Here is a 25,522-nt window from a genome sequence, read left to right as displayed (position 1 = left end):
GAGGATGCGATGTTGCGACCTGTCATTGGAATTGCCGTGATGGCGCTTGCCTGCATGCTGGCGGGCACGGCTCTGGGCAAGGGCGGGCACGGTGGCGGCCATGGTGGTGGGCACGGAGGCGGGCATGGCGGCGGCGGCCATCACGGCGGCGGTCATCATGGGGGTGGTCATCATGGTGGCGGTCATCATGGAGGCGGCCATTTTGGCGGTCATGGCTTCGGACACGCGCATGGCGGCGGGCATCATGGCGGGCCTCGCTTCGCAACGGGAGCCCGACATCGTGGGCCGAACTTCGGTCAGATCCGCAATGCGGCCGTCCGTCCTGCGAATTTTCGCAACGCCCTCAACGCGCATTCCAGCGCCTTCCGCAACGGCCGTCTGATCAGCAATCCGGCCGCACGAGCCCAGATCGCGGCGGCGGCCGCACTCGCCGGCTGGCACGGCGCCAGCAGCGGGTGGTGGCAACATGCGGGTGGCGGTTATGGCTGGGTCGGACCGCTGTTCTGGCCGTTCGCCTACAACGATCTCTACGACTACACGATCTGGGGCGACGGTCTCGGCTTCTGGGGCTATGGCTATCCGGACATCTACGCCGGCATCTTCGGACCCTATGGCTATGATGGTCTCTCGGCCTATCTGCCGCAGCGGCCGCAAGGACGGCGCCAGGCGCGTGGCGTCCCGCTGGATCGGCTTTGCGGCAGCGATCGCCGCGAAATCGTCGGCCTGCCGATCGACCAGATCGCCGCCGCGGTGCAGCCGACCGAGGCGCAAGGCGCAAGCCTCGACGAGCTCGGCAACGCCTCGATCCAGGCGTCCGAGATGATCCGCGCGTCCTGCCCGTCGCAGGTCGCGGCGACAGCGCCAGGTCGGCTGACGGCGATGCAGCAGCGCATCGAGGCGATGGAGAAAGCCGTCGATCTCGTTCAGCCCGCCCTCGATCGATTCTACGGCTCGCTCACCGACGAGCAGAAGGCGCGCTTCAATGCGCTGGCCGAGGATCAGCGTCGTGCGACGGCTTCCACCAACACCGGGGGATCGCTGGTCCAGAATTGCGCGACGTCTGCTGCGCTCGATTGGCCGAGCGCCGATATCGAGGCGAGGCTTCATCCCAACGACACCCAGCGCGCTGCGCTACAGGTGCTCCAGGATACCAGCGCCAAGGTCAGCGCATCGCTCAAGGCAGCCTGCCAGCCCAGCGACGTGATGACGCCGCCGGCGCGAATGGCGGCGGTCCGCAAGCGGCTCGACACGATGCTCGACGGCGTCAAGTCGGTTCGCGCGGCGCTGGAGGATTTCTACGCCACGCTGAATGACGAGCAGAAGGCGCAGTTCGAGGCCATCGGACCGCGTCGGATGTCCTGAATGCATATCGATGATGTGTGGCAGAAAATCGCCTCGCCGATCTCGATGGGCCTCTCTATGCTGGGCGAGGCGGGAGCGCGGAACTACGGCGGCTGGAGGACCATTGGTGACGGGGCGATGAAGTGGTTCGCGAAGCAGAAGCCGGCGGACATCTGGCACGAGACGATCGAAGCACCGCTCGGCGACATCGAGGCCGCCGAGCGCATCCGCGCGATCTGTGACGCCGCAGCCGCGAGCGCGGCCGGTTCGGCGCGCAACGACAAGCGCGAAAGCGGGCGGTACGAGCGCGCGGCCAAGGTGGCGATGGAAATCGCGATGAAGATCTCGGATGGATTGATGCGCGACGCCGCGGTCCATCGCATCGTCGATCTCTGCATGAAGGCGGACGATCTCAAGACCGCGCAGATCCTGTTTCGCGCGATCCATGCCAGCTGGATCCGCGAGGCGGTGCAGCGGGATCACCCTGCGCTGGCCTAGATGCGGTAATGGGCCCGGCTCCGAGCAAGGGGTCATGATGGTGGCTGTCCCCCGATAGATGATGAAACGGGGTCACGATTTGAGTCGGCCCCAAGCATCTGGAGACGGAGGACAGCCGTGGACAATTATGCCGGAATCGACGTGTCATTGGAACTGTCGAGCGTGTGTGTTGTGGACGCCCAGGGTAAGATCCTGAGGGAAGCAAAGGTCGCAAGCGAGCCCGGCGCCTTAGTTGAGCTTTTTGAGGCGCTCGGCTTTGCAGTGAAGCGGATCGGGCTGGAGGCTGGGCCGCTGTCGCAATGGCTGCATGCGGGCCTGAGAGGTGCAGGATTCGAAACAGTTCTGCTGGAAACGCGGCACGTGAAGGCCGCGTTGTCTGCAATGACGGTTAAGACGGATCGGAAGGATGCCCGCGGGATCGCCCAGTTGATCCGGATGGGGTGGTATCGATCGGTACACGTAAAGTCGGTTGACGCGCAAGAGATCCGGGCACTCCTGATCGCACGCAAACAGCTTCTCGGGCGGCTCATCGATGTAGAACTAAGTATCCGAGGGATTTTGCGCGGCTTCGGTCTGAAGGTTGGTCCGGTGACGCGAAGGAATTTCGAAGCGCGGATTCGAGAGCTGGTTGCGGGCCAGGCGACATTGGAGCGCATTGCCGATGCGATGCTTTCGGCGCGATCGACCCTGAAGGCAGAATACGGAAGGCTACACAAGGCTGTGCTGGCAGCTGTGCGTGACGATGCGGTCTGTCGCCGGCTGATGACAGTGCCAGGCGTTGGTCCCCTAGTGGCTATTACCTACAAATCGGCGATTGATGATCCTAAGCGCATTGCAAAGTCAAAGGCAGCAGGCGCGCTGTTCGGGCTCACACCAAAGAAATATCAATCGGGAGAAAAGGACGTCACGGGCGGAATCACGCTGGCCGGCGATGAGACGGTGCGGACGGTCTTGTATGAAGCCGCCAACGTTCTGCTATCGCGTATCACACGGTTCTCGAAACTCAAGCGCTGGGGGATGGACGTCGCCAAACGGCGAGGCTCGAAGCGCGCAAAAGTCGCCCTGGCACGTAAGCTCGCAGTGATCTTGCATCGGATCTGGGTCGACGGCACAACTTACCGATGGGCTGAAGCGGGGCCGATAGCGGCATAGAACAGGCGGAGGAAATTAAGAACGCAACCGGGCTGAACTGAAGCCCAATGCCCGAAGTCCCGTCGCCGGGACGGTGGATCCGGTGAAGCCGTTACACGCCCAGTGGCCGTCGTCTGACGAACCACGCGTATCTAGATAGGCTCACCGCTCCCTCTGACAGCATGATGTGGCGGCCAGGCGTCGACCACGGACAGAAGCATGAGCTCGGCGGCGTGACGTTCACTCGGGAGGCTTGACATCATCGGGCCCATTACAGAAGGGGCGTGTACTCGTAAATCCGGTATGCCCGGCAACGAGCCAAGTGCCATCGCGCTCTCCGGGCGTCATCGAAGCTGGTGACAAGAAGGCGAATTCCCGCTCACCGGTGGAATTGATCCTCTGCCGGCGTCAGATGGCCGCCTCGGTCTGCGCGTCGAAAACATGAAGCCTGGAAGGCCGCATGGCAACGCGCAGCTTGTCGCCCACCCTCACCCTCGCGGTCGGCTCGACGCTCGCCACCATGATACTCTCGCCGACCTTCATATCGAGCAGGATTTCCGAGCCGAGTTGCTCGACCACCTCAATCACAGCATCGAAGCATGGGTGGCCGACATCAGTGCTACCCGCCACGGTGAGGTCCTCCGGCCGCACGCCGAGCATGACCTTGCGCCCGATACGGCCGCGCAGCCGCTGCGCGGTCTCGTCCGGCAGCTTGATGCGCAGGCCGGAGTTCTCGGCAATCAGCGATCCGTTCGCCTCGGTCACCGTAACGGCCGCGAAATTCATGGCTGGGGAGCCTATGAAGCCGGCGACGAACTTGTTGGAGGGATGATTGTAGAGTTCGAGCGGCTCCCCCACTTGCTGCACCACGCCGTCTCTCATGACGACGACCCGGTCACCCAGCGTCATGGCCTCGACCTGATCGTGAGTAACGTAAATGGCTGTGGTGCCGAGACGCAGATGTAGCTTTTTCAGCTCAACGCGCATCTGCACCCGCAGCTTGGCATCGAGGTTCGACAGCGGCTCGTCGAACAGGAACACGCGGGGGTGGCGCACGATAGCACGGCCTAACGCCACGCGCTGGCGCTGACCGCCTGAGAGCTGGCGTGGCCTGCGCGTTAGCAATTCACCAATGCCGAGGACGTCAGCTGCCTCCACCACGCGCTTGTCAATCTCGGGTTTCTCGAATTTGCGCATCTTCAGGCCGAACGCCATGTTGTCGTACACGGTCATATGCGGGTACAAGGCATAATTCTGGAACACCATGGCGATGTCGCGGTCCATGGGCGCCAATTCATTGACCACGTTGCCGTCGATGGAGATATCGCCGGAACTGATCGCTTCGAGCCCGGCGATCATCCTGAGCGTCGTCGTCTTGCCACAGCCAGAAGGGCCGACGAACACCATGAACTCTTTGTCGCGGATCTGAAGATTGACGTCTTTGACAGCGTGCACGTTGTCAAAGAACTTGTTGATCCCCTTGAGGACGACCTGGCCCATTCGCTTCCACCTGCCTCCCAAGGGTCTATGCGCAGTCTGCATGCGCGCTTTCGAATTCCCTTGACCGTGGTGCTGTCAGCCCTTCACCGATCCGGTCAGTCCCGCGACGTAGTGCTCGACGAAAAACGAATATGCGATAGCGACTGGTATCGATCCAAGCAGGGCCCCAGCCATCAGCGGCCCCCAGTAGAATACATCGCCGCGGATCAGCTCCGATGTGACGCCGACCGGCACAGTCTTCTGCTCTGGCGAGGACAGGAAGACGAGCGCATAGATGAACTCGTTCCAGGATAGCGTGAAAGCAAAGATGCCGGCCGAGAGGATGCCCGGGATCGCCACCGGGATGACGATGTAGAGCATCGCTTGCCAGCGCGAGGCGCCGTCAATGCGCGCGCATTCCTCGAGCTCCTTGGGTACCGCCTTGAAGTAGCCCATCATGATCCAGGTGCAGAATGGAATAAGAAAAGTTGGATAGGTCAGGATCAATGACCAAGGCGTGTCACCCAGCCGATAGTTGCGTATGATCTCTGCCAGCGGAATGAACAGCAGCGTCTGAGGCACCAGATAGGTAATGAAGATGGCGGTGCCCAGGCTGCCGGCAAATGGAAAGTTCAGCCGCGACAGAGCATAGCCGGCGAACACACCGCACACGAGCGAGATGGCGGTTGATGCGAGCGCGATGAACGTCGTGTTCCACAGCCACGATGCGAACAGCGTCTCCTCGAACAGGTACCTGACATGGTCCCAGGTCGGTTTCCAGGTCCAGAACGGATTGTAGTTGCTCGAATTCCAGGGTCGGTAAAGCTCGCCGTCCGGCCGCACCGAAGTGATCACCATCCAGTAAAACGGGAACAGCAGGAAAAGCAGGAACAACGTCATGGGGACGTAGAAGAACACCCACTTTCGCCACCTTGCGCCTTCGATCATGGCTCAGCGAACCTCCACGCGGCGGATGTAGAGAAGCTGCATGACGACGACCAGAAACAGGACCGGAAACATGGCGAGCGAGATGGCGGCGCCCTCGCTTAGGAGGCCTGTGCCGACGCCGATCTGATAGGCGTAGGTGGCGAACAGGTGCGTTGCGTTGGCCGGCCCGCCGCCCGTCATCACATAGACAATCTGGAAATCGGCGAACGTCTGAATCACCGAGAACAGCATCACGACCATGGTCACGGGCAACAGCAGCGGCCAGGTGATGTGCCAGAACCGCTGCCACGGCTTGGCGCCGTCGATGGCGGCGGCCTCGTTCAGTTCGGGACTGATGGTCTGCAGGCCGGCGAGCAAGCTGATGGCGAAGAACGGCACCCCGCGCCAGATGTTGACGATGATAATCGAGATCATCGCGAGGTCCGGATCGCCCAGCCAATTGATCCGCCCGGTGATCAAGCCGAGATGGTAGAGGAGCCAATTGAGAACGCTGAACGTCGGGTCGAACATCCACTTCCAGGCGAAAGTCGAGAGCACGGTCGGAATAATGAATGGCAGCAGGATGAAGGCACGGGTAAAAGCCTTGCCGCGGAAATTACGGTTGAGCAGCATGGCCAGCCACAGCCCGAGTCCCAGCTTGAAGACGGTGGTCACGCCCGTATAGAGGAAGGTATTGTAAACGGCGGTGCGAAAGATCCCGTCATTGAAGATCTTGTAGAAGTTGGCGAGGCCGACGAAGTCGCCGGGAATACCGACGCGCGAGCTGGTGACCGACAGCAATATCCCTCGCATGAAGGGATAGGCGATAAACATGCCGAGCAGCACGATGGTCGGCACCAACAGCACGAACGCCAGCCAGCGCTCGTCCTCGAGCAAACGCTGTCGCCGGGGAGGGGGCGCCTCGCGGAGCGTGGTGTCGGAAACCGCGCTAATCGCCATGTTCGATCCTCGTCGGCCGAATTCCTTGCCCCAGGAAAAATGGGGAGGGACGGCTTAACCTCAGACGTAGACCTTCCTGAGCTCAGCTTCCGCCCACTTCACGGCATCCTCGGGGGGCATGCCTTGGACGGCCTTTGCGTACATATCAACGATGACGTACTTGGTTACGACTTCGGCTGCCCTGCGCGTTGACGGTCCCTCGTAGCCAGCGAAGCGCCCTGTGCGGGCGGCTTGCTTGTAGGGCAGCATGATCGGGTCGTCGCCCCACAGCTTGTGCTTTTCCCAATCCGTGGTCGGGCCGACCGAGAAGCCCTTCTGGGAGACGAACCACTTGTCGTAGACGTCCTTGGAGTGAATCCAGCCAAGGAATTTCTTCGCCGCATCCTGGTTCTTGGAATAACCCATCAGGAGGTTCGAGAACGGGACGTGATAGCTGAACTGTCCGCCGGGGCCCTTGGGCAGCGCGGCATGCAGGATGTCGTCCTTCAGCGGCGCGCCGGTCTCCGTCTTGTAGGTATCCGGTTTGCGCAGAGTCTCGATGTAGATCGAGGCGCCATTGAGCGTGGCGCTGCATGTCCCGGACAGAAAAGCGCGGTTGTTGTTGGAATCGTCCCAGGCGAGCCCGCCTTCATCGAGGGCGTCCTTCCAGAAGGCCGCCATGAATTTAACCGACTCGACGGTTGCCGGGCTATTCAGCGCAATCGTCTTGCCGTCTGCTTCGACCTCCTTGCCGCCCCAGGACCACAGGTAGGGGTAGGCGAAGGCGGGGGCATCGCCGAAGGTGTGGCCCAGCGTTTGGCCGATGGGCCGTCCCTTTGCCTTCAGCTTCTTGCCGGCCTCGCGATACTCTTCCCACGTCTGGGGAAATTTTCCGTCGGTGTAGCCGATCTCGGCAAACCAGGACTTTCGGTACGCGATCTGCAGGCCGACGATGCTCCACGGCACTCCAATCCATTTCTTGCCGTCATTGGCGACGGCGCGGGACGTTTCGTAGAAGCCGCCCTGGCTCTTGCCGAGCGCTTCCGCGATGTCGCTGACGTCTACGACGCTTTCGCCGTAAAGTTGCCCCCAATTGTTGAGGACGCAGACGACGTCGGGGCCGGACCCCGACTGGATCGCCGAGGTGACGCGGGCCTGGATATCGTTGGCGTTGATGGTCTCGATATTGAGCTTTATGCCGAGCGACTTCTCGCACTCCTTGGCGATTTCGGTGCGCAGCAGCTGATCTGATGCCGGAACGAAGTCGGTCCAGCGCAGCCAGTGCACCGTGGCGGCTTGCGCATAGGCGGGCGCCCTGCCAGTCGCCAGAATGCCGGCCATGCCGCCCGCAAGCGCGGTACCGCCCTTGAGGACGCTACGTCGGGTTACTGTCGTCATGCATCCCTCCCTCGATGTGTCCGACCTGATGCCCCTGCGGCCAGTCTTGCGCCGGCTTGGAGTCCCTTTCAGTCTATTGCGTCTCCGTGGTTCGACGCATGCGCACGGCGTCGCCTGCGCAATACGTTGGCTCGATGATCATGTGGTGGTGCCACTTTTGCGGCACTGCGGCGGCGAGTGCGCCGCGAAACAGGTTGAATTGCTCGCGGAGCAGCGGCGCGATTGCATCGTTCGCAAGCCTACTGCGATAAGACCGGCGGCCTGAATCATGTCGGCGCTGCAGCGAGCGCTCGAACCCCACCGTCATAACGATCCCTCCCGCGCAGCGACGGTATAGCCGTGGCCAAGCGGGTTTTCCCCGTCTTATATGAAGTTCGATACCGGAAGCTGACGCGACGTCATTGTCGCCCGTCGCAGCAGGAAATCAAGTGCTAGCTTTGACGCGGCGGCCATGGTCTCGCTCCCCAAAATGGCCGGCGACCAAAAGTATCGCCCCCTTTGGGGCGGCGGACCGAGTGAAGGCGGTGGTTATTTCGCCAGCTTGCGCACGGCCTCGTCGACGCTGTGGAAGACGTGCTCGCGGGGCAGGGCGTCGAACAGTCTGAAACGTTCGAACGCGTTCTGCGCGCGCACCGATTCCAGCCGCGCCAGCGCGACCGTGACGCCCTGTTCGCTGCACGCCTTGAAGACGTCGAGCAGGATCTGCGCGGCGGTGAAGTCGATCTCGACCATGCCGCTTGCCTCCAGCACCAGCAGCTGCGGCGCCGACGTGCCGAGCACTTTCGCCACGTCGCTGCGAAAACCCGGCGCGTTGAGGAAGGAGAGCGGCGCCTGGAGCCCGATCACGGCGACGCCGGCGATGCGCTCGCCGGTGATGTGCGGATGCGCCGGCCACCAGATCGTGGTGCCCGGCACGCGCTCGAACTCGACCAGCTTGGCGCGCGTCGTGCTCCAGATGCCGTGCAGCAGCGACAGCACGATGCCGAGGAAGGCGCCCTGCTCGATCGGCAGCACGATGATCAGCGCGGCAGTGGCGACGATCAGCAGGAACTCGCTGAACGATTGCCGGTAGATCGTGGCGATCTGCTTCACCCGAATGATCCGCAGCGCCACGAACAGCAGGATGCCGCCGAGCGCGGCGTCCGGAACATGCTGCAGCAGCCCCGTTCCGAACGCGAGCAGCGCCAGCACGATTGCCCCGGCCGCAAGGCCCGCGAGCTGCGATTGTCCGCCGGTCTCGGCAACGATCCCGGTTCGCGGCGGGCTGGCATCGACCGGAAACGCGCCGAACAGGCCGGACAGCACGCTGCCGGCGCCCGCACCGAGGAAGTCGCGGTCGACATCGGCGGGCTTGTCGGGATCGGACGGGAACGACCGCGTCGTCGCGGCGGTCTGCACCATCACCACGACGGTGATGACGAAGGCGAGCGGCACCAGGCGCACCCACAGCTCCGGCGCAAGGTCGGGCAAGGTCGGTCGCGGCAGCGTGCCCGGCACCGCGCCGACGACGCTGACGCCCTTGCTTTCGAGGCCGAGGCCGATCACGGCCAATGTCGCGGCGACGAGCCCGATCAGCGCACCCGGAATTTTCGCGCTGATCTTTTCGGAGATGAAGACCACGGCGAGCACACCGAGACCGATGCAGAGCGTGAAGGGGTTGGTGCGGCCGAGTTCGGTCGCGAGCACGCCGATGCGGTCGAGCGTCGGCCCGCTTGGTGATGGAATCCCGAGCACGCCCGGCAGTTGCGAGACGATGATGTGGACGGAGATGCCGGCGAGGAAGCCGACCATCACCGGCACGGACAACAGGTTGGCGATGCCGCCGAGGCGGAAAGCGCCGCCGGCCAGCATCATCGCGCCGACCATCAGCGCCAGGGCGATGGCAAGCCCCTGATACTCGGGCGAGCCGGTGGCAGCGAGCGCGGCAAGTCCGCCGGCGAAGATTGGGGTGATCGTGGAATCCGCGCCGCAGGACAGGAAGCGGTTGCCGCCGAGCAGCGCGAAACCGAGCGAGCCCGCGATGAACGCAAAGAAGCCGATCTGCGGCGCAAAACCGCCGAGCCGCGCCGTGGCCATCTGCTCGGGGATCGCAATCGCCGCCAGCGTCAGCCCCGCCATGAGATCGCCGGGCAGGGAATAGGACGCGAGCGACCGGAACAGCGGCCATGAGTTCTTGGCGGGCGCGTCGTGCGGCATCGATATGGAATCCCCGGAAAGGCTGGCGTCGCTCAGACTACAGCATTTCCGGAAGGGGGAAGAGTCGTTGGTGGTCAGCCTCTCCATCGTCATTGCGAGCGAAGCGAAGCAATCCAGAATCCCACCGCGGAGGGAGTCTGGATTGCTTCGTCGCAAGGGCTCCTCGCAATGACGGAGGGCACATTTGTCCTCCGCATTGCGCGAGCGGTCTCAATACCTGCCGCGGTTGTAGTCGCCGCGTCCGTAGCCGCCTCCGCCACGGCCGCCCATGCCCATGCCGAGACCAATCCCGACACCGATTCCGACGCCCACGGCTTCAGGTGGCGGGCCAGGGGGCGGCGCGCGCTCGTAGACCACTTCGTCGGGAGGCGGCCGGCGTTGCTTCGGCGGCGTCTCCACCACCTTTCGCTTTGGCGGCGTGTCGTCGACGCGTTTCTTGATGACGGGCGCCACCGCCGGATTGACCGGCGTTGCCGGTGTCGACGGCGCCGAGCACGGGCAGGTCGGGGCCATTGCGACGGCGACCGGAGCAGGGGCCGCAGCGGCCGTGACGGGCAAGGCATAGTTGCGGTTCTGCACGCGGAGCAGCAGCCGGCGCGCCGTTGCGGCGAGATCGCTGTTGTCCCAGTTGGCCAGATAGGCCTCGAACGAAGCGCGGGTGTTGATCGCGGTGGCCCGCTCCCAGGCCAGCATCTGGCGCCGGCGCTCCAGGATCGTGCGCAGGCGCGGCGTGTAGGAGGCCTGTGCGTAGAGCTCGACATAGGCCTGATACGCCTCGACAGTGTCGTCGGCGATCACCAGCTCATAGGCAGCCTTCGGCTCCTTGCCCTGCAAATCCTTGCGCCAGTCCGCGACGCTGCGCGTGCCGCTGGCGAGTGCCATGGCGGATGCGCCCGGGAGAGCAGGCTGTCCGCCGCTGCTCTCGCCGCCGAAGAACTTGAAGTCGGTCGTCAGCGACGAGCTTTCCCACGGGATCTGCCGCCCGTCGGTCGATTGCGCCACGGCGATGCGGATGCGCTTGAACACTTCCTCGATCGGCAGGTTCGGCTGATTGGCAACACTCAGCGCTGCGGTGGTGTAGGGGCTGTCGATGCCGCTGCCGTCCTCGGCTTCCGCGCCGGGCGAGGTCGAATAGGAGATGAAGGAGCCGGGCGCGCCGGCCTTGGTGTCGACGATCGCGAGCCCGTGGCCGGCGCCGCTGAGCGCGGGGAAGGGATTGTTGCGGCAGGCATCGAGCATGAAGATGCGTGCCCGCGTCGGCAGCGCGCCGAGCGTGTTGAGCAGATCGTTCAGCCGCACGCCCTGGAGCGGAATATCGGCCTCGCGCTTGGGATCGAGATCGACCGGCACCAGATAGTTCTCGCCGTCGATCTGGAGACCGTGGCCGGCATAGAACACCAGTGCGACGGTGTCGGCGCCGCTGGCGCTGACCTTGCCGGCGAAATCGGAGATCGCAGCGCGCATCTCGTTCTGCGCCAAATTGGCCGCCGTGGTGACGGTGAAGCCGGCATTGCCGAGCAGCTCCGTCATGCCCTTGGCGTCGTTGGCGGCGTTGGGCAGCGCCGGCACGGTTCGATAGGCCGATTGACCGATCACGAGTGCGAGCCGCGCCTCGGCGTCGGCGTCCGTCGGCGTCATCAATTGCGCGAGCGCGACAAGGCTGGATGCAAGAAACAAATTGCGAAGGACCGGACGGCGCATGGTGTCACCTCCATCGGCAATGCGCACGATGATGTCACCTTTTCTAGGTCGCAGCCACGCGTCTGTCTGTGCACTGGGTCACGCTGCAAGCTGCGGCAAAATGGGGCAGGGCGTCTGCCGGAGCCGCCGGGTATCGCTCCGGCGGCATCCATGTGAATTGCGCATTGATCCATGCACCAATTGGATTGATCCCTGCTGCTGCGCGAAGCGTCCTGTCGCACATCGGCCGGCAGGCCGATCTGATCGAGAATGCCTGAAAAACACGGTTGTTTTGACCGCGCCGATGCCGTCGATGTTCGCAACACGCCGCTTTGCGGCGGCCGGCCGCAACCCTTGCCTGCCCCGTCGCTTTGGCCATACAGTCCGCGCAACAGGCCGTGGCAGCGATCTCGGCCGTAAACAAGAATATTCGGGGAGAGACCGCGCCATGACCATCGTGCCCGTGAGCCGTCGCACGTTCATCAAGTCGTCGACGGCGGTCACCGCCGGCCTCGTTCTCACTCCTGCCATCATCGGTCGCGCCGAAGCGGCGACGCTGAAGCTGAAATGCTCCTCCTCGCTGCCGAACGATCCGAAATACGCCAACGGCCGCGTCTACTATGACAACCTGGTCAAGAACCTGAAGGGCAACGGGCTCGGCGAGCAGGTCGAGGTCGCTTTCTTCCCGGACAACCAGCTCGGGCAGGAGATCGACGTCATCAATTCGGTGAAGCTCGGCGTCATCGACCTCATGGTGTCGGGCTCGTCGATCTCGGCCAATCTGGTGCCGCTGGTCGGCACCTTCGACCTCGGCTTTCTGTTCTCGAGCTTCCCGCAGCAGACCAAGGCGTTCGATTCCGGCGCCGCCAAGCCGATCGAGGACGCGCTGCTCAAGGGCGGCAATATCCGCATCATCGCCTGGGCCTATAATTTCGGCTCACGCAGTGTGCTCGCGAAGAAGCCGGTGAAGACGCCGGAGGATCTCGCCGGCCTCAAGATCAGGACGCTGCCGAATCCGGTGATCACGGAATGCCTCCGCCTGATGGGCGCCGCCGCGACGCCGCTGGCTTTCGGCGAGATCTACACGGCGTTGCAGGCCGGCGTGCTCGACGGGCTGGAGCACGATCCGCCGACGATCCTGGCCAGCAAGTTCTTCGAGACGGCAAAATTCTATGCACTGACGCAGCACAATTTCTCGCCGCTCGCGATCTACTTCAGCGACGTGACCTACAACCGCATGGATCCGAAGCTGCGCGAGGGTTTCCTCGATGCCGCCAAGAAGGCCGCGGCCGACACGCGCGCCCATGGGCTTGCGGTCGAGAAGGAGGCGCTGACGGCTTTGACCGAGAAGGGCGTGACGGTGGCCGAATGCGACCGCGAAGCCTTCAAGAAGCGCGTCGCTCCGCAGCACGAGAATTTCATCAAGGCGCGGCCGGAGTCCAAGGCCGTCATCGACATCATCCGCGCGACGCAAGCTTGAGATGACCAAGTCTGAGATGGCGTTGACAGCCGCCGTGCCCCTCTCGGGCGGCCGCCACGGGAGCATTACGCTGCTGCTTCGCCTCAGCGACGCGATTGCGGCCATCCTCCTGGCCGCCGATCTCGTGGTCGTCTGCGCGTCGGTGCTGCTGCGCTTCTGCTTCAACGCGCCGGTCGAATGGTCCGACGACGTCGCGCGCGGCCTGATGGTCGGCTCGGCCTTCTTCGGCGCGGCGAGCGCGCTCGCGCGCGGCGAGAATGTCGGCGTGTCCTTCTTCCGCGATCTGCTGCCGGTGCGGCTGCGCACGCTGGTCGATGCCGGGAGCGCGCTTCTGGTCGTGCTGATCTCCGGCTATGTCGCCTACAACGCGATCAAGCTGGGATCATTGACTTCAGGCCAGACCACCGGCTCAGGCCTGCCGCTGGAATTGACCTTCTACCCGATGGGCGTCGGTGCGCTGTTCATGACGGTGTTCGCGATCGACCAGCTCTGCGCGCGGCCGCTGCCCGACATCGTCAGGGGTCTCGTTGCGGTCGTCATCGTCAGCGGCCTCTATCTCGCCTGGGATTATCTGTCGCCGTCCACGGTGCCGTCGGCGGGCACGCTGATGTTTATCGGCTTCTTCGCAACCCTGTTCGGCGGCTTGCCGATCGGGTTCGCGCTGGCGCTGGCCGCGCTGATCTTCATCTGGGTCGAGGGCGCGCTGCCCGGCGTGATTTTCGCCCAGCAGATGGCGCGCGGCATCGACAATTTCGTGCTGCTCGCGATTCCCTTCTTCATCCTCGTCGGCTACCTCATGGAAGCCAACGGCATGTCGGTGCGGCTGATCGAGCTGCTACAGCGCGGCGTCGGCCGCATGCGCGGCGGCCTGAACGTCGTGATGGTGGCGTCGATGGTGCTATTCTCCGGCATCTCGGGCTCGAAGATGGCGGATGTCGCGGCGGTTGGCTCGGTGCTGATCCCGGCGGCGCGCCGCTCGAAGCAGAATCCGGGCGGCGCGGTGGCGCTGCTCGCCGCGTCCGCGGTAATGGCGGAAACCATTCCGCCCTGTATCAACCTGATCATCCTGGGTTTCGTCGCGAACCTGTCGATCGGCGGCCTGTTCGTCGCGGGACTGTTGCCGGCGGCGTTGATGGCGCTGGTCCTGATCGCGGTCTCGATCATCTTCGGCAAGCGGCCGGCGGATACCGAGGACGTCGCGCCGCAGATGCCGGTGTCGGGCCTCTGGAGCGGTGCGATCGCCTCGTTCGGCCTGATCTTCATGATCTTCTTTGGCTTCAAGAGCGGCTTTGCCACAGCCACGGAAATCTCCGCCTTTGCCGTCGCCTATGCGCTCGTTGTCGGCAGTCTCGTGTTCCGCGAGCTCGGCTTCAAATCGGCCGCGCACAGTTTTGTCCAGGCTGCGACGCGCGCGGGGCTCGTGCTGTTCATCGTCGCCGCGGCGCAGTCGCTGGCGTTCACGCTGACCTTGCAGCAGGTGCCGCATGCGGTCGGCGATTTCATGCTTGGATTGTCCAAGACCTCGGGCGTCTGGCTGTTCATCCTGCTCGCGATCGCGGTGCTGATCGTGATGGGCTCGGTGCTGGAAGGCGCCGCCGCGCTCATCATCTTCGGGCCGCTGCTGCTGCCGGTCGCTGTGCAGCTCGGCGTCGATCCCCTGCATTTCGGCGTCGTGCTGGTCATCGCGATGGGCATCGGCCTGTTCGCGCCGCCGCTCGGGCTTGGACTCTACGGCGCCTGCCTGATCGGCAATGTGCCGATCGAGCAGACGGTGAAGCCGATCATGGGCTATCTCGGCTTGTTGTTCCTCTGCCTGCTCGTCATCGCCTTCGTGCCATGGCTCTCGACCGCGCTGCCGCGGGCGTTCGGCTACTAAGGGAGTCCTGTCTTGAAAGTGTTGCTCGCCCATACGCCGGAGATGCGTCGCAATTACTACGGCGACCGCAGCCTGAACGGCCTGCGGGCAGCCGCCGAGGTGATCCTGCACGAGAGCGACGACACGCTGGATGCCGCCGGCCTCGTGCGCGCCGCCAAAGACGCCGACATCATCGTCGCCGATCGCATGACGGAAGGGCGCGGCGAGATCTTCGCGCAATTGCCGCGCCTGCGTGCCTTCGTCCGCTGCGCCGTCGACATTCGCAATGTCGATGTGGAAGCGGCCTCGAACGCCGGCGTGCTCGTGACCCGCGCCGGGCCCGGCTTCGTGCAGGCGGTGGCCGAGCTCGCGCTCGGCTTCATGGTCGATCTCTCCCGCGGCGTGTCCCGTGCGACGGCGGATTACCAGGCCGGCCGTAAGGTCGAGGCACGGATGGGCCGCCAGCTCGCCGGCAGCCGGATCGGCATCATCGGCTATGGCAGCATCGGGCGCTATCTCGCCGAAATCGCCAAGGTGATGCGCATGGAGGTGCTGGTCTCCGATCCCTTCGCTGATGTCAGCGACAGCGCGATCCGACAGGTCAGTCTCGAGGAGCTTCTTGATGCGTCCGACTACGTCGTCTGCCTCGCGATCGCCAACGAGCAGACCGAGAATTTGATCGGCGAGGCGGCGCTGGCGCGCATGCAGAAGCATGCCGTGTTCATCAATCTCTCGCGCGGCAATCTCGTCGATGAGGCCGCTCTGGCACGCGCGCTGCGCGAAAACCGCATCGCCGGCGCGGCGATGGATGTCGGCCGCGCGCCCGATCAGATGCCGAGCCCGGAGCTGGCGAGGCTTCCCAACGTTATCGCCACGCCACATGTCGGCGGGCTGACGCCGCAGGCGATCGAGTACCAGTCGCTGGAAACGGTGCGGCAGGTCGAGGCGATCGTCAAAGGCGAGGTCCCGCAAGGCGCCGTCAACGCCGACCGCTGGAGGCGGCGGCCCTAAAGCCTATCGACCGCCCGGAACGTTCCGTCCTTCTGGATCACGGTCAAAAACACCTTCGGCGGCGCGTCGGTCATGCGCGCGCCGACGGTGACGATGCTGCCGCTGATGTCAAAGCGGCCGACGTCGTTGATGGCGCGCAACAGGCTCGCGCGGGTCGGCTGCGGCCCGGCCTTCTCCAGCGCCGCGGCCGCGAGGCGGCCGGAGAGATAGCCTTCGAGCGACACGAAGTCCGGTGTCAGCGTCGGGTCGAACGCCCTCTGCGCCGCCTGGTAGTCGGCGACGAGCTTTTGCGAGCGATCCCAGGGAAACGGCACGACCTGCGAGACGATGACGCCTTCGCCGTCGGGGCCGAGCTCTCGGGCGAGCGCATTGGCGCCGACGAAGGAGATGTTGACGAAGGTCGGATGGAAGCCGCTGCGATGCGCGAGCTTGATGAACTCCGCGCAGGGGCCGTAGGTCCCGACCATGACGATGGCTTCGGGCTCGGCGCGCTTGATCATGCGCCAGGCCGAGCCGACCGCGCGGGTGTTGCGCTCGAAGGTGCCTTCGGCGGCGAGCTCGAGGCCGCGCCTGGCGAGCGCGCGCTTCACGCCGGCGAGACCGTCGCGGCCGAAGGAATCGTCCTGGTAAAAGATGCCGATGCGGGTGAAGTGGCGATCCTCGGTGAGGTGCTTGACCCAGGCTTCCGCCTCAGCGCCATAGCTCGCGCGGATGTTGACGACGTTCGCAAGCTCGAGGTCGCGCAGGAATTCGGCGCCGCTGAACGGTCCGATGAAGGGAATGTTCCTGGTACTGGTGATCGGTATCGTCGCCATCGCGGTCGGCGTGCCCACCGCGCCGATCAGCGCGAACACCTTGTCGTCCTCGATCAGCCGCAGCGTCTGCGCCACCGAGCGGTCGGGATCGTAGCCGTCGTCGCGGCTGATGAGCTGGAGCCTGCGGCCGTGGACGCCGCCCTTTTCGTTGATCTCGGTGAATGCCGCGACGATGCCTTGCCGCATCCGCTGTCCGAGCGCGGAGGAGGGGCCTTCGAGCGCGGCGGCCTGGCCGAACAGGATCGCATCGTCGCTGACGCCGACCTCGTCGCCTTTCGCTGCAGGATTGGCGGCGGCGAGTAGCGCGACGGCCAATGCGACGCAGGCCGCTGATCGCGATCGTGTCATGAGGATGCTTGCCGGATGAGGGAATACCTGCCGGAAACGATAGTCCCGTCGTCCTGAACAGCTCGCTAACCGCTGATGTAACGGTGCTCCGTAAGACTCCGGGGAAAAGCGGCAAATTACTCGCACAATGGGCCCTGCTTGCAGGCCAATCGTTAACTAAGCCGCGCAATCTGCGACGACCCGGTTCTCAAATTGTGCGGTTCTTAACCCCGATCCTTGTCCGATAGCGGTTCCGGCAGCTCAACCAGAAGTGGGTTGCCGCGCCGAGGGGGATTTGCGGGATCAAGATGGGCGGTCGGGGGCAGAACAATCAGGATCGGGAACGTAGGACGGGGTGGTGGCTTGCCGCGCCGCTGCTCGGACTCTATCGCCCCGCGCTCGTCGCAATCGGTGTCGGTCTTCTGTTCTCGCTCGTCGGCGCCGCCGCCGTGGCGCGATGGGAAGACCGCGTCAACAGGATCGAGTTCGAGAACGCCGCCGAAACCGAAGCCATCGTCATGCAGAACGGCATGAGCGAGTACATCTCAAGGCTCGTCGCGCTACGTACGCTGTTCGAATCGACCAACGAGGAAATCACCCGCAGCGAATTCGAGACCTTCAGCTCCCGGCTGTTCGAACGTCATCCCGGCATGCTGCGCATCGCCTGGCTGCCGCGCGTCAACCGCAAGGAGCGCGCCGAATACGAGGCCGCCGCCGTCGCGGACGGCGTGTCCGGCTATCGCATCAAGTCGCTCCAGGGCGAGACCTTCGCGACCGCGCCGCAGGCCGACGAATATTTCCCGGTGTTCTACTCGACCCAGCCGAAGACGTCGCCGGTCTACGGCATGGATTACGCGACCGTTCCGGAGCGCCGCGCAATCCTCGAGCGCGCGCGCGACAACGATCGCGTCGCCTCCATTCGCACACGCCTCTACGAGCCGAAGGAGGGTGGCCGGCAGCCCGACGTGCTCGTGGCCATTCCCGTCTACGCCAAGGGAACCTCCCGCGAGGCGGTGGTGGACCGGCGCCGCAATCTGGCGGGCTTCGTCGTCGGCGTCTTCGACCTGCCGCTGCTGATCCGGTCCATTCGCGTGACGACGGGAGCAAGCCCCGCGGTCAGCGTGAACGTCTATCCGCCCTTCACGGGACAGATCGTCAGCCTGGAGCAGACCCTGCCGGATTATTCGTCGACCGCCACGTCGCCGCAGTCGATGCGGGACGTCGCCCGGGCGCTGCACTGGTCGGGCAGCCTCAAGATCGGGGATACCGACTGGCAGGTGCGCGCCATGCCGACGGCCGGCGGTTCGCTGGAGACGGCCTACGACCGCGCGGTTGCCGTCATCGTCGTCGGCATGCTGCTGACGCTGTCGCTCGCAACCTATCTCATGCTCGCAAGCCGCAACTCGCGGCGGCTGTCGCTGGCGAACCGGCGAGTGCTGGAGCTCGCCCAGACCGACATCCTGACCGGGCTGCCGAACCGCGCCTTCTTCCTGACCCGGCTCGACCTGATGAACAGCCAGTTGAGCGTGCGGGGCCTGCCGTTCGCGATCCTGATGCTCGATCTCGACCGCTTCAAGAACGTCAACGACTCGCTCGGCCACGGTGCGGGCGATGCGCTGCTGCGCCAGGTGGCGCTGCGGCTGAGATCTGCGCTGCGCGCCACCGACGTGCTGGCGCGGCTCGGCGGCGACGAGTTCGCGATCATCCAGGAGGCTTGCGACGATCAGCGGGCCTGCGCGACCGAGCTCGCCGCGCGGATCGCGAAGCTGGTCGCCGAACCGTTCCTGCTGCCCGGCCACCGCGTCGAGATCGGCACCAGCATCGGCATCGCGATCGCACCGGACCACGGCAGCGACCAGGAGCAGCTGCTGAAGAAGGCGGATCTCGCGCTCTACCGCTCGAAATCGGCCGGCCGCAACTGCTTCACCATCTACGACGAGGCGATGTCGGCCGAGCTCGAGGCCCGCAATACCCTGGAAGGCGATTTGCGCGATGCCATCGCGCAGTGCCAGCTCGAGGTGCACTATCAGCCCTTTGTCGACGTCGCCGGTGGTGGCCGTCGCGGCTTCGAGGCGCTGGTGCGGTGGCGGCATCCGAGCCGCGGCCTGATCCCGCCGGACCAGTTCATCGCACTCGCCGAGGAAACCGGGCTGATCGTGCCGCTCGGCGAATTCGTGCTGCGGCGCGCCTGTGCGGACGCCGCGGCCTGGCCATGCGATCTCATGGTTGCCGTGAACCTGTCGCCGATCCAGTTCAAGGAAGCCGAGCTGTTCGAGACGATCTGCGCGGCGCTGGCGGATTCCGGCCTGGCGCCGCAGCGGCTGGAGATCGAGATCACCGAATCCGTGCTGCTGGAGCGCGGCGTCGAGAACCTTGCCTTCATGGAGCGGCTGAAGCACATCGGCATCGAGCTGGCGCTCGACGATTTCGGCACCGGCTATTCCTCGCTGAGCTATCTGACCGCGTTCCCGTTCGACAAGATCAAGATCGACAAGTCCTTTATCCGCAACCTCACGCATCAGCCGCGCAGCTCCGCGATCATCGCCTCGATCGTGACGCTCGCGCGCGGCCTCGATATGTCGGTCACCGCCGAAGGCGTCGAGACAGCTGAGGAGTTCGAGCGGCTGACGGTGCTCGGCGTCAATTTCGCGCAAGGTTATCTGTTCGGACGCCCGCAGCCAGTCGACCAGATCGCATTCGACGAGACCGCTCAGCCTTCGCAGCGCGACGCAGCCTGAGCGCGCGCCCGGCAACATTTGAACATATACGAGAGGTCGTCATGCCGGGGCTTGTCCCGCCTGCGCGGCCGAAGCCGCTTCGGCGAGGCGAAGGCCCGGGCATCCACGTTCTTTGTTCCACGTAGCGAAGACGTGGATGGCCGATACAAGCCCCGCCATGGCGATGTGGCAGCTTCTGCGCCCCGCCAAGAAATACATCCGCGAAAATCGCTTGACCCGGACGGCCCCGGATGGTCGGTAGCACTATCTAGGGATGAAATAAGCACACCATGCGGCTTCCGTTCTTCTACGGCTGGGTCGTGGTCGCGGTGACCTTCGTGACCATGGCGATCGGCGTCAACGCGCGCACCGCGTTTTCGCTGTTCTTTCCTCCCATCATCTCCGAATTCGGCTGGGAACGCGGCGTCACTGCCGGTGCGTTCTCCTTCGGCTTCGTCGTGTCGGGCATCGTCAGCCCGTTGATCGGCCGCCTGATGGATCGCGCCGGCCCGCGCGCGGTGATGGAGCTCGGTGTCGTGCTGATGGGCGGCGGGCTGCTGCTCGCGCCACTCACCAGCGCGCCCTGGCATCTCTACGTGACCATCGGCGTCATGGTCGGCGCCGGCTCGGTGTGTCTCGGCTATTCCGGCCAGTCGCTGTTCCTGCCGAACTGGTTCATCCGCAATCGCGGCTTCGCCATCGGGATTGCCTTTGCCGGCGTCGGCATCGGCTCGGTGACGCTGCTGCCCTGGGTGCAGCACATGATCGAAGAGACCGGCTGGCGCACCGCCTGTACCGCGATGGGGCTGCTCATCCTCGTCGTGCTGGCGCCGATCAATCTGTTCCTGCACAAGCGGCCCGAAGACATCGGCCTTCAGCCGGACGGCGATGCCACGCCGGCGGCGGGCGCGGCGACACCGGTCTCCAACATCGTCGATCCCGTCTGGGTCGGCACCGACTGGACGCTCAAGCGCGCGGTTGCGACCGCGCGCTTCTGGTGGATCGCGCTCGGCTATTTCAGCGGCCTGTACATCTGGTACGCGGTGCAGGTGCACCAGACCAAATTCCTGCTCGACATCGGCTTCAGCCCCGGTGTCGCGGTGTGGGCGCTCGGCATCGTCAGCCTGCTCGGCATTCCCGGCCAGATCCTGCTCGGCCACGTCTCCGACCGGATCGGACGGGAATGGGTGTGGGCGATCAGCTGCGCGGGCTTTGCGATCTGCTTCGCGGCGCTGATGGCGCTGAAATTCCAGCCGTCGCTGTGGCTGGTCTATATCATGGTGTTCGCGCAAGGCGCGCTCGGCTACGGCCTCACCTCGATCATGGGCGCGGTGGTGTTCGAGATCTTCCAGGGCAGGCACCAGGGCAGCATTTTTGGAACGATCATGCTGGCGGCCCTGGCCGGTGGCGCGGCGGGTCCCTGGCTCACGGGTTTCCTCTATGATCGCACCGGCGACTACACGCTCGCCTTCGCCATCGCCATGGTCGTGAGCGGACTGTCGGCGCTCTCGGTCTGGCAGGCCGCTCCCCGCAAGGTGCGGGCGGTCGCCGGCCGGTTGCACAAGCTCAAGCCCACAAGCGCGTCCGAATAGGTTCCGAACGCATCGGATTGCCTTCGCAGCTTTCGCGAGCCAGCGCACGACGCTGGCCGAGCTCGGCTGCGACGTCGTCCAGGGCTTCCTCTACGCGCCCGCGCTGCCGCCGGTCGCGTTCGAACGCTGGCTGATCGAGCACTGCGCCGAGCGGGCGAGGGCGATGCTAGGGCGGCTCGATGTTGCGCCGGTAGATCGCGACGTGGTGAAGCGCTCGGCGTAATCGCTTCCAGGGCGTTCGCGCACAATCCGGCAGTCATCCCTTTCTCCGGGTAGCTCCAGCCCCGGCTGATGATCGGCTGGTCGGATTTTTGTTTCTGGATATTACTAATTGCCGATTGGCAATATCGAGCAACCGGAGCGGCGCCCTGCCAAATGCTCCGCGCCAGCTCCCGTTCCTACCACCGCGCAACCGGGCAAATCCAACCGCCAGGGCGAACTCAGGACTGGATGGGACTCGGGGCAACGTCACCTCGGGTCCGCCAAAAGCACGGAAAGCCACCATGACCTCGATTTCTGCGCTCTCCTCCCATCACCACCGCTCATCACCGTTGCAACTGCTGCAAGACGAACTGCAAACGGAAGTCGGTTCCGGCGCGATCGATGCGTCGGATCAGTCGGCGCTGTCGGCCGCGCTCAGCAGCATCGGCTCCACGTTGCAGTCAACCGGCGCAAGCGATCAATCCGGCGGCGGGACATCTTCGCCCGACGCCTTCGAGTCGAAGATTAATGGCCTCATCCAGCAGCAAGTGTCGGCCGGCAAGCTGACGGACGCGCAGGCCACCGAGCTGCAGGGAGTTTTCAAGGCGGCGCTCTCGCATGGACCGCACGGAGCGGGTGGACCGCCGCCGGACGGGCCACCGCCATCCGGCGAGCCTCCCTCGGTCAACGGCACGGACGACTCGTCAAGCGGCAATTCGACGGCGGAGCTGCTGCAACAGTTTCTCCAGCAGCTGAAAAGCTCGCTTGCGGACTCGACCTATAGCGCGACGAAAGCAGGCGATACGACCACTGCGAACGATCCGTCGCTGTCCGGCGTCCTGATCAACGATCGGATCTGATATCGGCGGCGCGCCGCGCTGGCTCGCTTCGCCGCATCGAAACCAGGGCCCGCCATGAATGCGCGCCCTGGTCTCACGTTGGATCAGCGAGCGATCAGTAGTCCCAGAAGACCGGCACCCAGCGGAAGGCGTCGCCGGCGACCGCCACATGGCCGACGGACGGGAACGGCATGTGGGTTGCCACCAGCATCTCGCCGCTCGCGGCAATCTCTCGCAACAGACCGACCCGAACGCGCGCCGCCTCCTCGGGGTCGTGTTCGAAACCGTTGTGCCAGTCGGGTTGATCGAACCCGACGGCAAACACGGCGTCGCCGGCGAACGTCAGCCCGTCCCCGCCGGACGCCACGCGAACCACGCTGTGTCCGGGGGTGTGACCGCCGGTGCGACGAACGACGACGCCCGGCGCAACCTCGTGCTGCTCATCGAACTGCCGCAGCTGACTGCCGTACTCCTTGACGAACCGTTTGGCGGTCGCCCGAAGCGCGTCCGGGAAGCCCGGCGGCATCGCGGTGTGGGAGAAATCGGGCGCCTCCCAGAATTTGACCTCGGCGGCCGCGACGTGGATCCGCAGGTCTTTACGCAGCCGCTCCTTCACCCCGTCGACGAGCAGTCCGCCAATGTGATCCATGTGCAAGTGGGTCAGCACCAGATCGGTCACGGACGAAAGATCGATGCCAGCGGCCTCCAGTCGCTTGATCAACTGGCCGGCGCGCGGCAAGTGCAGATCCGGGTCTGACCCCAGTCCAGCGTCGATCAGGATGGTCTTGTCGCCGCTGCGGACCACGACCGCATTCAACGCCCAGTCGAAAGCGTCCTGCGGCAGGAACATGTCGTGCAGCCAGGTCGCCCGGACGGCCGGGTCGGCATTGTGCGCCAGCATCGTAGTCGGCAGCGGCAGCACGCCGTCGCTGACTACCAGCACGTCGATCTCGCCGACCTTCAGCGCGTAGCGCGATGGAACGAGCTCTTCCGGCTTCGATGTCGCGGGGTATGAGGTGTTGTGCAGGTTCATGTTGGTCTCCTGTTTCAAGGTAGGGCTCCCAGCTGGTCTTGGTTGAGCAGGCCGCGCAGCCAGGGAGGTGCGGCCGTCATCGTTTCGTGCCTTTAGAGATTCGTCACACGTTCCGGATCGGCCGATGCGAGCGCTGCGGCACGCTCGGCGCGGGGCGGGTAGATCCAGACCGTGTTGATCTCCTGCTTGGTCTTCTTCGCGACGTCGCCGACCATCTCGACCTTGCGCTCCCAGCCGCGCGTGAACAGCGCGCCGGCTTCGCCGAGATCGAGGCAGGTGACGTAGGCCTTCTGGTGATACGGCCTGGTCGGGACGCGCAGGAGTTCAGCGGCGGCATTGTTGCCGGCAAACGCGCCCATCCGCGTGGCGTGCTGGCACGACATCAGCGCGTAATTGCCCTCGTCGTCGCATGCGGCTCGCGCGGCATCGCCGGTGGCGAAGACGCCGGCGACGCCGGGCACGCGCAGATCGCGGTCCACCAGCAATCGGCCGAAATTGTCGCGCTCGGCGGGAATCTGCGCCGTCAGGGGCGCGGCGCGAATGCCGGCTGCCCAGATCACCGTCTCGGTTTCGATGTGTTCGCCGGTCGACAGCGTCACGCCGGATTTGTCGAGCGAGGCAACGCCTGTGCCGAGCCTTGTCTCCACGCCGAGCTTGCGCAGCGCCTGCTCGATGACCGGGCGGGAGCCTTCGCCCATGTCGGGAGCGATTGCGCCGTTACGCTCGACGATGATCACGCGCGTCCTGGCGTTTTGGCCGAAGATGGCGCGCAGGCGCGCGGGCAGCTCGGTCGCCGCCTCGATGCCGGTGAAGCCACCGCCGGCGACCACGACCGTGTCGCGTCCATTGACGGCCGGCCGGTCGGCGAGGCCATGCAGATGCTTGTCGAGGGCAACCGCATCGTCGAGCGAGTCGACGCTGAAGCCGTGCTCGGCTAGGCCGGGAATGTTGGGTCGGAAGAGGCGGCTGCCGGTGGCGATCACCAGGCGGTCGTAGGACAGGGTCTTACGGGTGCCCTTGGGAGTCGAGATCTGCACCGTCAGCGCCTCGGTGTTGACGGTCTCGGCGCTCCCCTGGATGTAGTCGACGTCGATCGCCTTGAGGACATCGAGCAGCGGCGCCGTCAGGGTTTCCGGCTTCGGCTCATAGAGTCGAGGGCGGACCACCAGCGTCGGCTCCGGTGCGATGAGCGCGATCTCGAGCTCGTCCGGCGAGATGCCCTGAATGTCGCGCAGGCGGGCGGCGGAGAGGGCGGCGTACATGCCGGCGAAGCCGGCGCCAATGATGAGCAGTCGCATGTGGTTCACTCCTGGATTTGGTTCTGGGTTTGTTGGTTCGAAACGCGCGCCATCGCCGCCGCTCGATGCGAGCAGAGCCTGTTGCGAGCGATGATGACGCGAAGAGGTGAGACGGAGACCGCCGGGCCCTTACGGCGCGGTGCAGTTCGGCAGCGAGGACAGCAGCGCAGGGCCTTCACATCCTGCGCGGCAGCTTCGCGGGCCCGATGGCCAGCCGCGCAGGGCGACCGGCAGCGCAGGTTTGTTGGTCCAGCCCCGATCGATCAGGATCGACGTCGAGACCTTGGCGTCTTGTGCGATCTGTGGCGGCGCCTCTTCGGCCGTCGGCGAGGTGAAACGCACGGTCAGCGAAAGCCCGTACATGAGCGCCGTCGAGACGGCCTTCCGTCGAGGCGCGATTGCAAGCCGTTTCCTGTCCATCGTTTGTCTCCGTCCCCATGATGTGACGTTGCGATGTTTAGCCAACCGGATCGTCGACTGCGCCAGAGCGATTGCCGTCCCTGTCGAGAGATTGCTGTTAACGGACGCGCCTGCGCCAATCGCTCGGTGCCTCGCCGGTTAGCGCCGCGAAGTCCCGGCGTATTTCCCGAAGCAGCCATGCCTTGCCCGATTCTGCTGCAAGCAGGCGTGCGTTTTCACAAACGCACGATGGGGGGCGGACGACGAGTTGTCGGAGAAACGAACGCCGGTCGGATCGCGGTCCGGTCGTGCGCCTGATATCGGCGGTCCAGGCTAGCACTACTTTGGCAGATCTATTTGCGCTGC

At 64.8% G+C, this 25,522-nt stretch carries 20 protein-coding genes; 9 read left to right on the top strand and 11 right to left on the bottom strand.

Annotated features, from left to right (window positions below; genetic code table 11):
- Positions 1-9: 9 nt before the first annotated feature.
- From ACKWRH_RS34985 to ACKWRH_RS34975, 3 genes are all read left to right on the top strand, one after another.
- Positions 10-1,362 (top strand): Spy/CpxP family protein refolding chaperone, encoded by a 1,353-nt coding sequence (locus ACKWRH_RS34985; protein WP_445217229.1) that lies wholly within the window; start codon positions 10-12, stop codon positions 1,360-1,362.
- A 117-nt stretch (positions 1,363-1,479) separates the two neighbouring features.
- Entirely contained in the window at positions 1,480-1,839 is a 360-nt protein-coding gene (locus tag ACKWRH_RS34980; protein ID WP_445222532.1) for a hypothetical protein, read from the top strand.
- Positions 1,840-1,956: 117 nt separating this feature from the next.
- The gene (locus ACKWRH_RS34975; RefSeq protein WP_445216185.1) at positions 1,957-2,991 is read left to right on the top strand and encodes an IS110 family transposase; all 1,035 of its coding nucleotides are present in this window, start codon (positions 1,957-1,959) and stop codon (positions 2,989-2,991) included.
- A gap of 387 nt (positions 2,992-3,378) precedes the next feature.
- On the opposite strand, the gene ACKWRH_RS34970 is transcribed toward ACKWRH_RS34975, so the two are convergent.
- The 7 genes from ACKWRH_RS34970 to ACKWRH_RS34940 all read right to left on the bottom strand — a co-directional run bounded on the left by ACKWRH_RS34970 (position 3,379) and on the right by ACKWRH_RS34940 (position 11,610).
- Positions 3,379-4,470, bottom strand: a complete 1,092-nt coding sequence (locus ACKWRH_RS34970; protein WP_445217228.1) for an ABC transporter ATP-binding protein — start codon at positions 4,468-4,470, stop codon at positions 3,379-3,381.
- Between the two features lie 75 nt (positions 4,471-4,545).
- Positions 4,546-5,397, bottom strand: a complete 852-nt coding sequence (locus ACKWRH_RS34965) for a carbohydrate ABC transporter permease (protein ID WP_028147670.1) — start codon at positions 5,395-5,397, stop codon at positions 4,546-4,548.
- A gap of 3 nt (positions 5,398-5,400) precedes the next feature.
- Positions 5,401-6,336 (bottom strand): carbohydrate ABC transporter permease, encoded by a 936-nt coding sequence (locus tag ACKWRH_RS34960; protein WP_445217227.1) that lies wholly within the window; start codon positions 6,334-6,336, stop codon positions 5,401-5,403.
- Between the two features lie 60 nt (positions 6,337-6,396).
- Positions 6,397-7,713 carry an ABC transporter substrate-binding protein gene (locus tag ACKWRH_RS34955; protein WP_445217226.1) on the bottom strand — a complete coding sequence of 439 codons (1,317 nt, stop codon included), beginning with the start codon at positions 7,711-7,713 and terminating at the stop codon, positions 6,397-6,399.
- 73 nt (positions 7,714-7,786) lie between these two features.
- Positions 7,787-8,020: a hypothetical protein gene (locus ACKWRH_RS34950; protein ID WP_445217225.1), complete on the bottom strand. Its 234-nt coding sequence runs from the start codon at positions 8,018-8,020 to the stop codon at positions 7,787-7,789.
- Between the two features lie 221 nt (positions 8,021-8,241).
- Positions 8,242-9,909 carry a SulP family inorganic anion transporter gene (locus tag ACKWRH_RS34945; protein WP_445217224.1) on the bottom strand — a complete coding sequence of 556 codons (1,668 nt, stop codon included), beginning with the start codon at positions 9,907-9,909 and terminating at the stop codon, positions 8,242-8,244.
- A gap of 210 nt (positions 9,910-10,119) precedes the next feature.
- Positions 10,120-11,610, bottom strand: coding sequence for a caspase family protein (locus ACKWRH_RS34940; protein WP_445217223.1), 1,491 nt, complete (start codon positions 11,608-11,610; stop codon positions 10,120-10,122).
- 427 nt (positions 11,611-12,037) lie between these two features.
- Here ACKWRH_RS34940 and ACKWRH_RS34935 point away from each other — a divergent pair, with 427 nt between their 5' ends.
- Genes ACKWRH_RS34935 through ACKWRH_RS34925 form a run of 3 tightly spaced genes read left to right on the top strand, consistent with a single transcriptional unit; the run spans position 12,038 to position 15,935 of the window.
- Complete coding sequence (locus ACKWRH_RS34935; protein ID WP_445217222.1) at positions 12,038-13,069, top strand: TRAP transporter substrate-binding protein; 1,032 nt, start codon at positions 12,038-12,040, stop codon at positions 13,067-13,069.
- Position 13,070: 1 nt separating this feature from the next.
- Positions 13,071-14,945, top strand: a complete 1,875-nt coding sequence (locus ACKWRH_RS34930) for a TRAP transporter large permease (protein ID WP_445217221.1) — start codon at positions 13,071-13,073, stop codon at positions 14,943-14,945.
- 12 nt (positions 14,946-14,957) lie between these two features.
- Positions 14,958-15,935: a hydroxyacid dehydrogenase gene (locus ACKWRH_RS34925; protein ID WP_445217220.1), complete on the top strand. Its 978-nt coding sequence runs from the start codon at positions 14,958-14,960 to the stop codon at positions 15,933-15,935.
- Here ACKWRH_RS34925 and ACKWRH_RS34920 read toward each other — a convergent pair.
- The gene (locus ACKWRH_RS34920; protein ID WP_445217219.1) at positions 15,932-17,098 is read right to left on the bottom strand and encodes an ABC transporter substrate-binding protein; all 1,167 of its coding nucleotides are present in this window, start codon (positions 17,096-17,098) and stop codon (positions 15,932-15,934) included. The two genes, ACKWRH_RS34925 and ACKWRH_RS34920, sit on opposite strands and share 4 nt — an antisense overlap.
- Before the next feature lie 287 nt (positions 17,099-17,385).
- Here ACKWRH_RS34920 and ACKWRH_RS34915 point away from each other — a divergent pair, with 287 nt between their 5' ends.
- The 3 genes from ACKWRH_RS34915 (at position 17,386) to ACKWRH_RS34905 (ending at position 22,447) form a co-directional block, all read left to right on the top strand.
- Positions 17,386-19,815, top strand: coding sequence for a bifunctional diguanylate cyclase/phosphodiesterase (locus tag ACKWRH_RS34915; RefSeq protein WP_445217218.1), 2,430 nt, complete (start codon positions 17,386-17,388; stop codon positions 19,813-19,815).
- A gap of 269 nt (positions 19,816-20,084) precedes the next feature.
- Complete coding sequence (locus tag ACKWRH_RS34910; protein ID WP_445217217.1) at positions 20,085-21,386, top strand: MFS transporter; 1,302 nt, start codon at positions 20,085-20,087, stop codon at positions 21,384-21,386.
- Positions 21,387-21,697: 311 nt separating this feature from the next.
- Positions 21,698-22,447: a hypothetical protein gene (locus ACKWRH_RS34905; RefSeq protein WP_445217216.1), complete on the top strand. Its 750-nt coding sequence runs from the start codon at positions 21,698-21,700 to the stop codon at positions 22,445-22,447.
- A 94-nt stretch (positions 22,448-22,541) separates the two neighbouring features.
- Here ACKWRH_RS34905 and ACKWRH_RS34900 read toward each other — a convergent pair whose 3' ends face one another.
- The 3 genes from ACKWRH_RS34900 to ACKWRH_RS34890 form a co-directional block, all read right to left on the bottom strand.
- A complete protein-coding gene (locus ACKWRH_RS34900) occupies positions 22,542-23,459 on the bottom strand; it encodes an MBL fold metallo-hydrolase (protein WP_041953298.1) in 918 nt (305 codons plus the stop codon).
- A 92-nt stretch (positions 23,460-23,551) separates the two neighbouring features.
- Positions 23,552-24,757: an NAD(P)/FAD-dependent oxidoreductase gene (locus tag ACKWRH_RS34895; RefSeq protein ID WP_445217215.1), complete on the bottom strand. Its 1,206-nt coding sequence runs from the start codon at positions 24,755-24,757 to the stop codon at positions 23,552-23,554.
- 129 nt (positions 24,758-24,886) lie between these two features.
- On the bottom strand, positions 24,887-25,177 hold the full coding sequence (locus tag ACKWRH_RS34890) for a hypothetical protein (RefSeq protein WP_166101726.1): 291 nt from the start codon (positions 25,175-25,177) through the stop codon (positions 24,887-24,889).
- Positions 25,178-25,522: the final 345 nt, after the last annotated feature.

Source organism: Bradyrhizobium sp. Pa8 (assembly GCF_052588265.1).
This window is presented reverse-complemented; position numbering and strand designations above follow the sequence as displayed.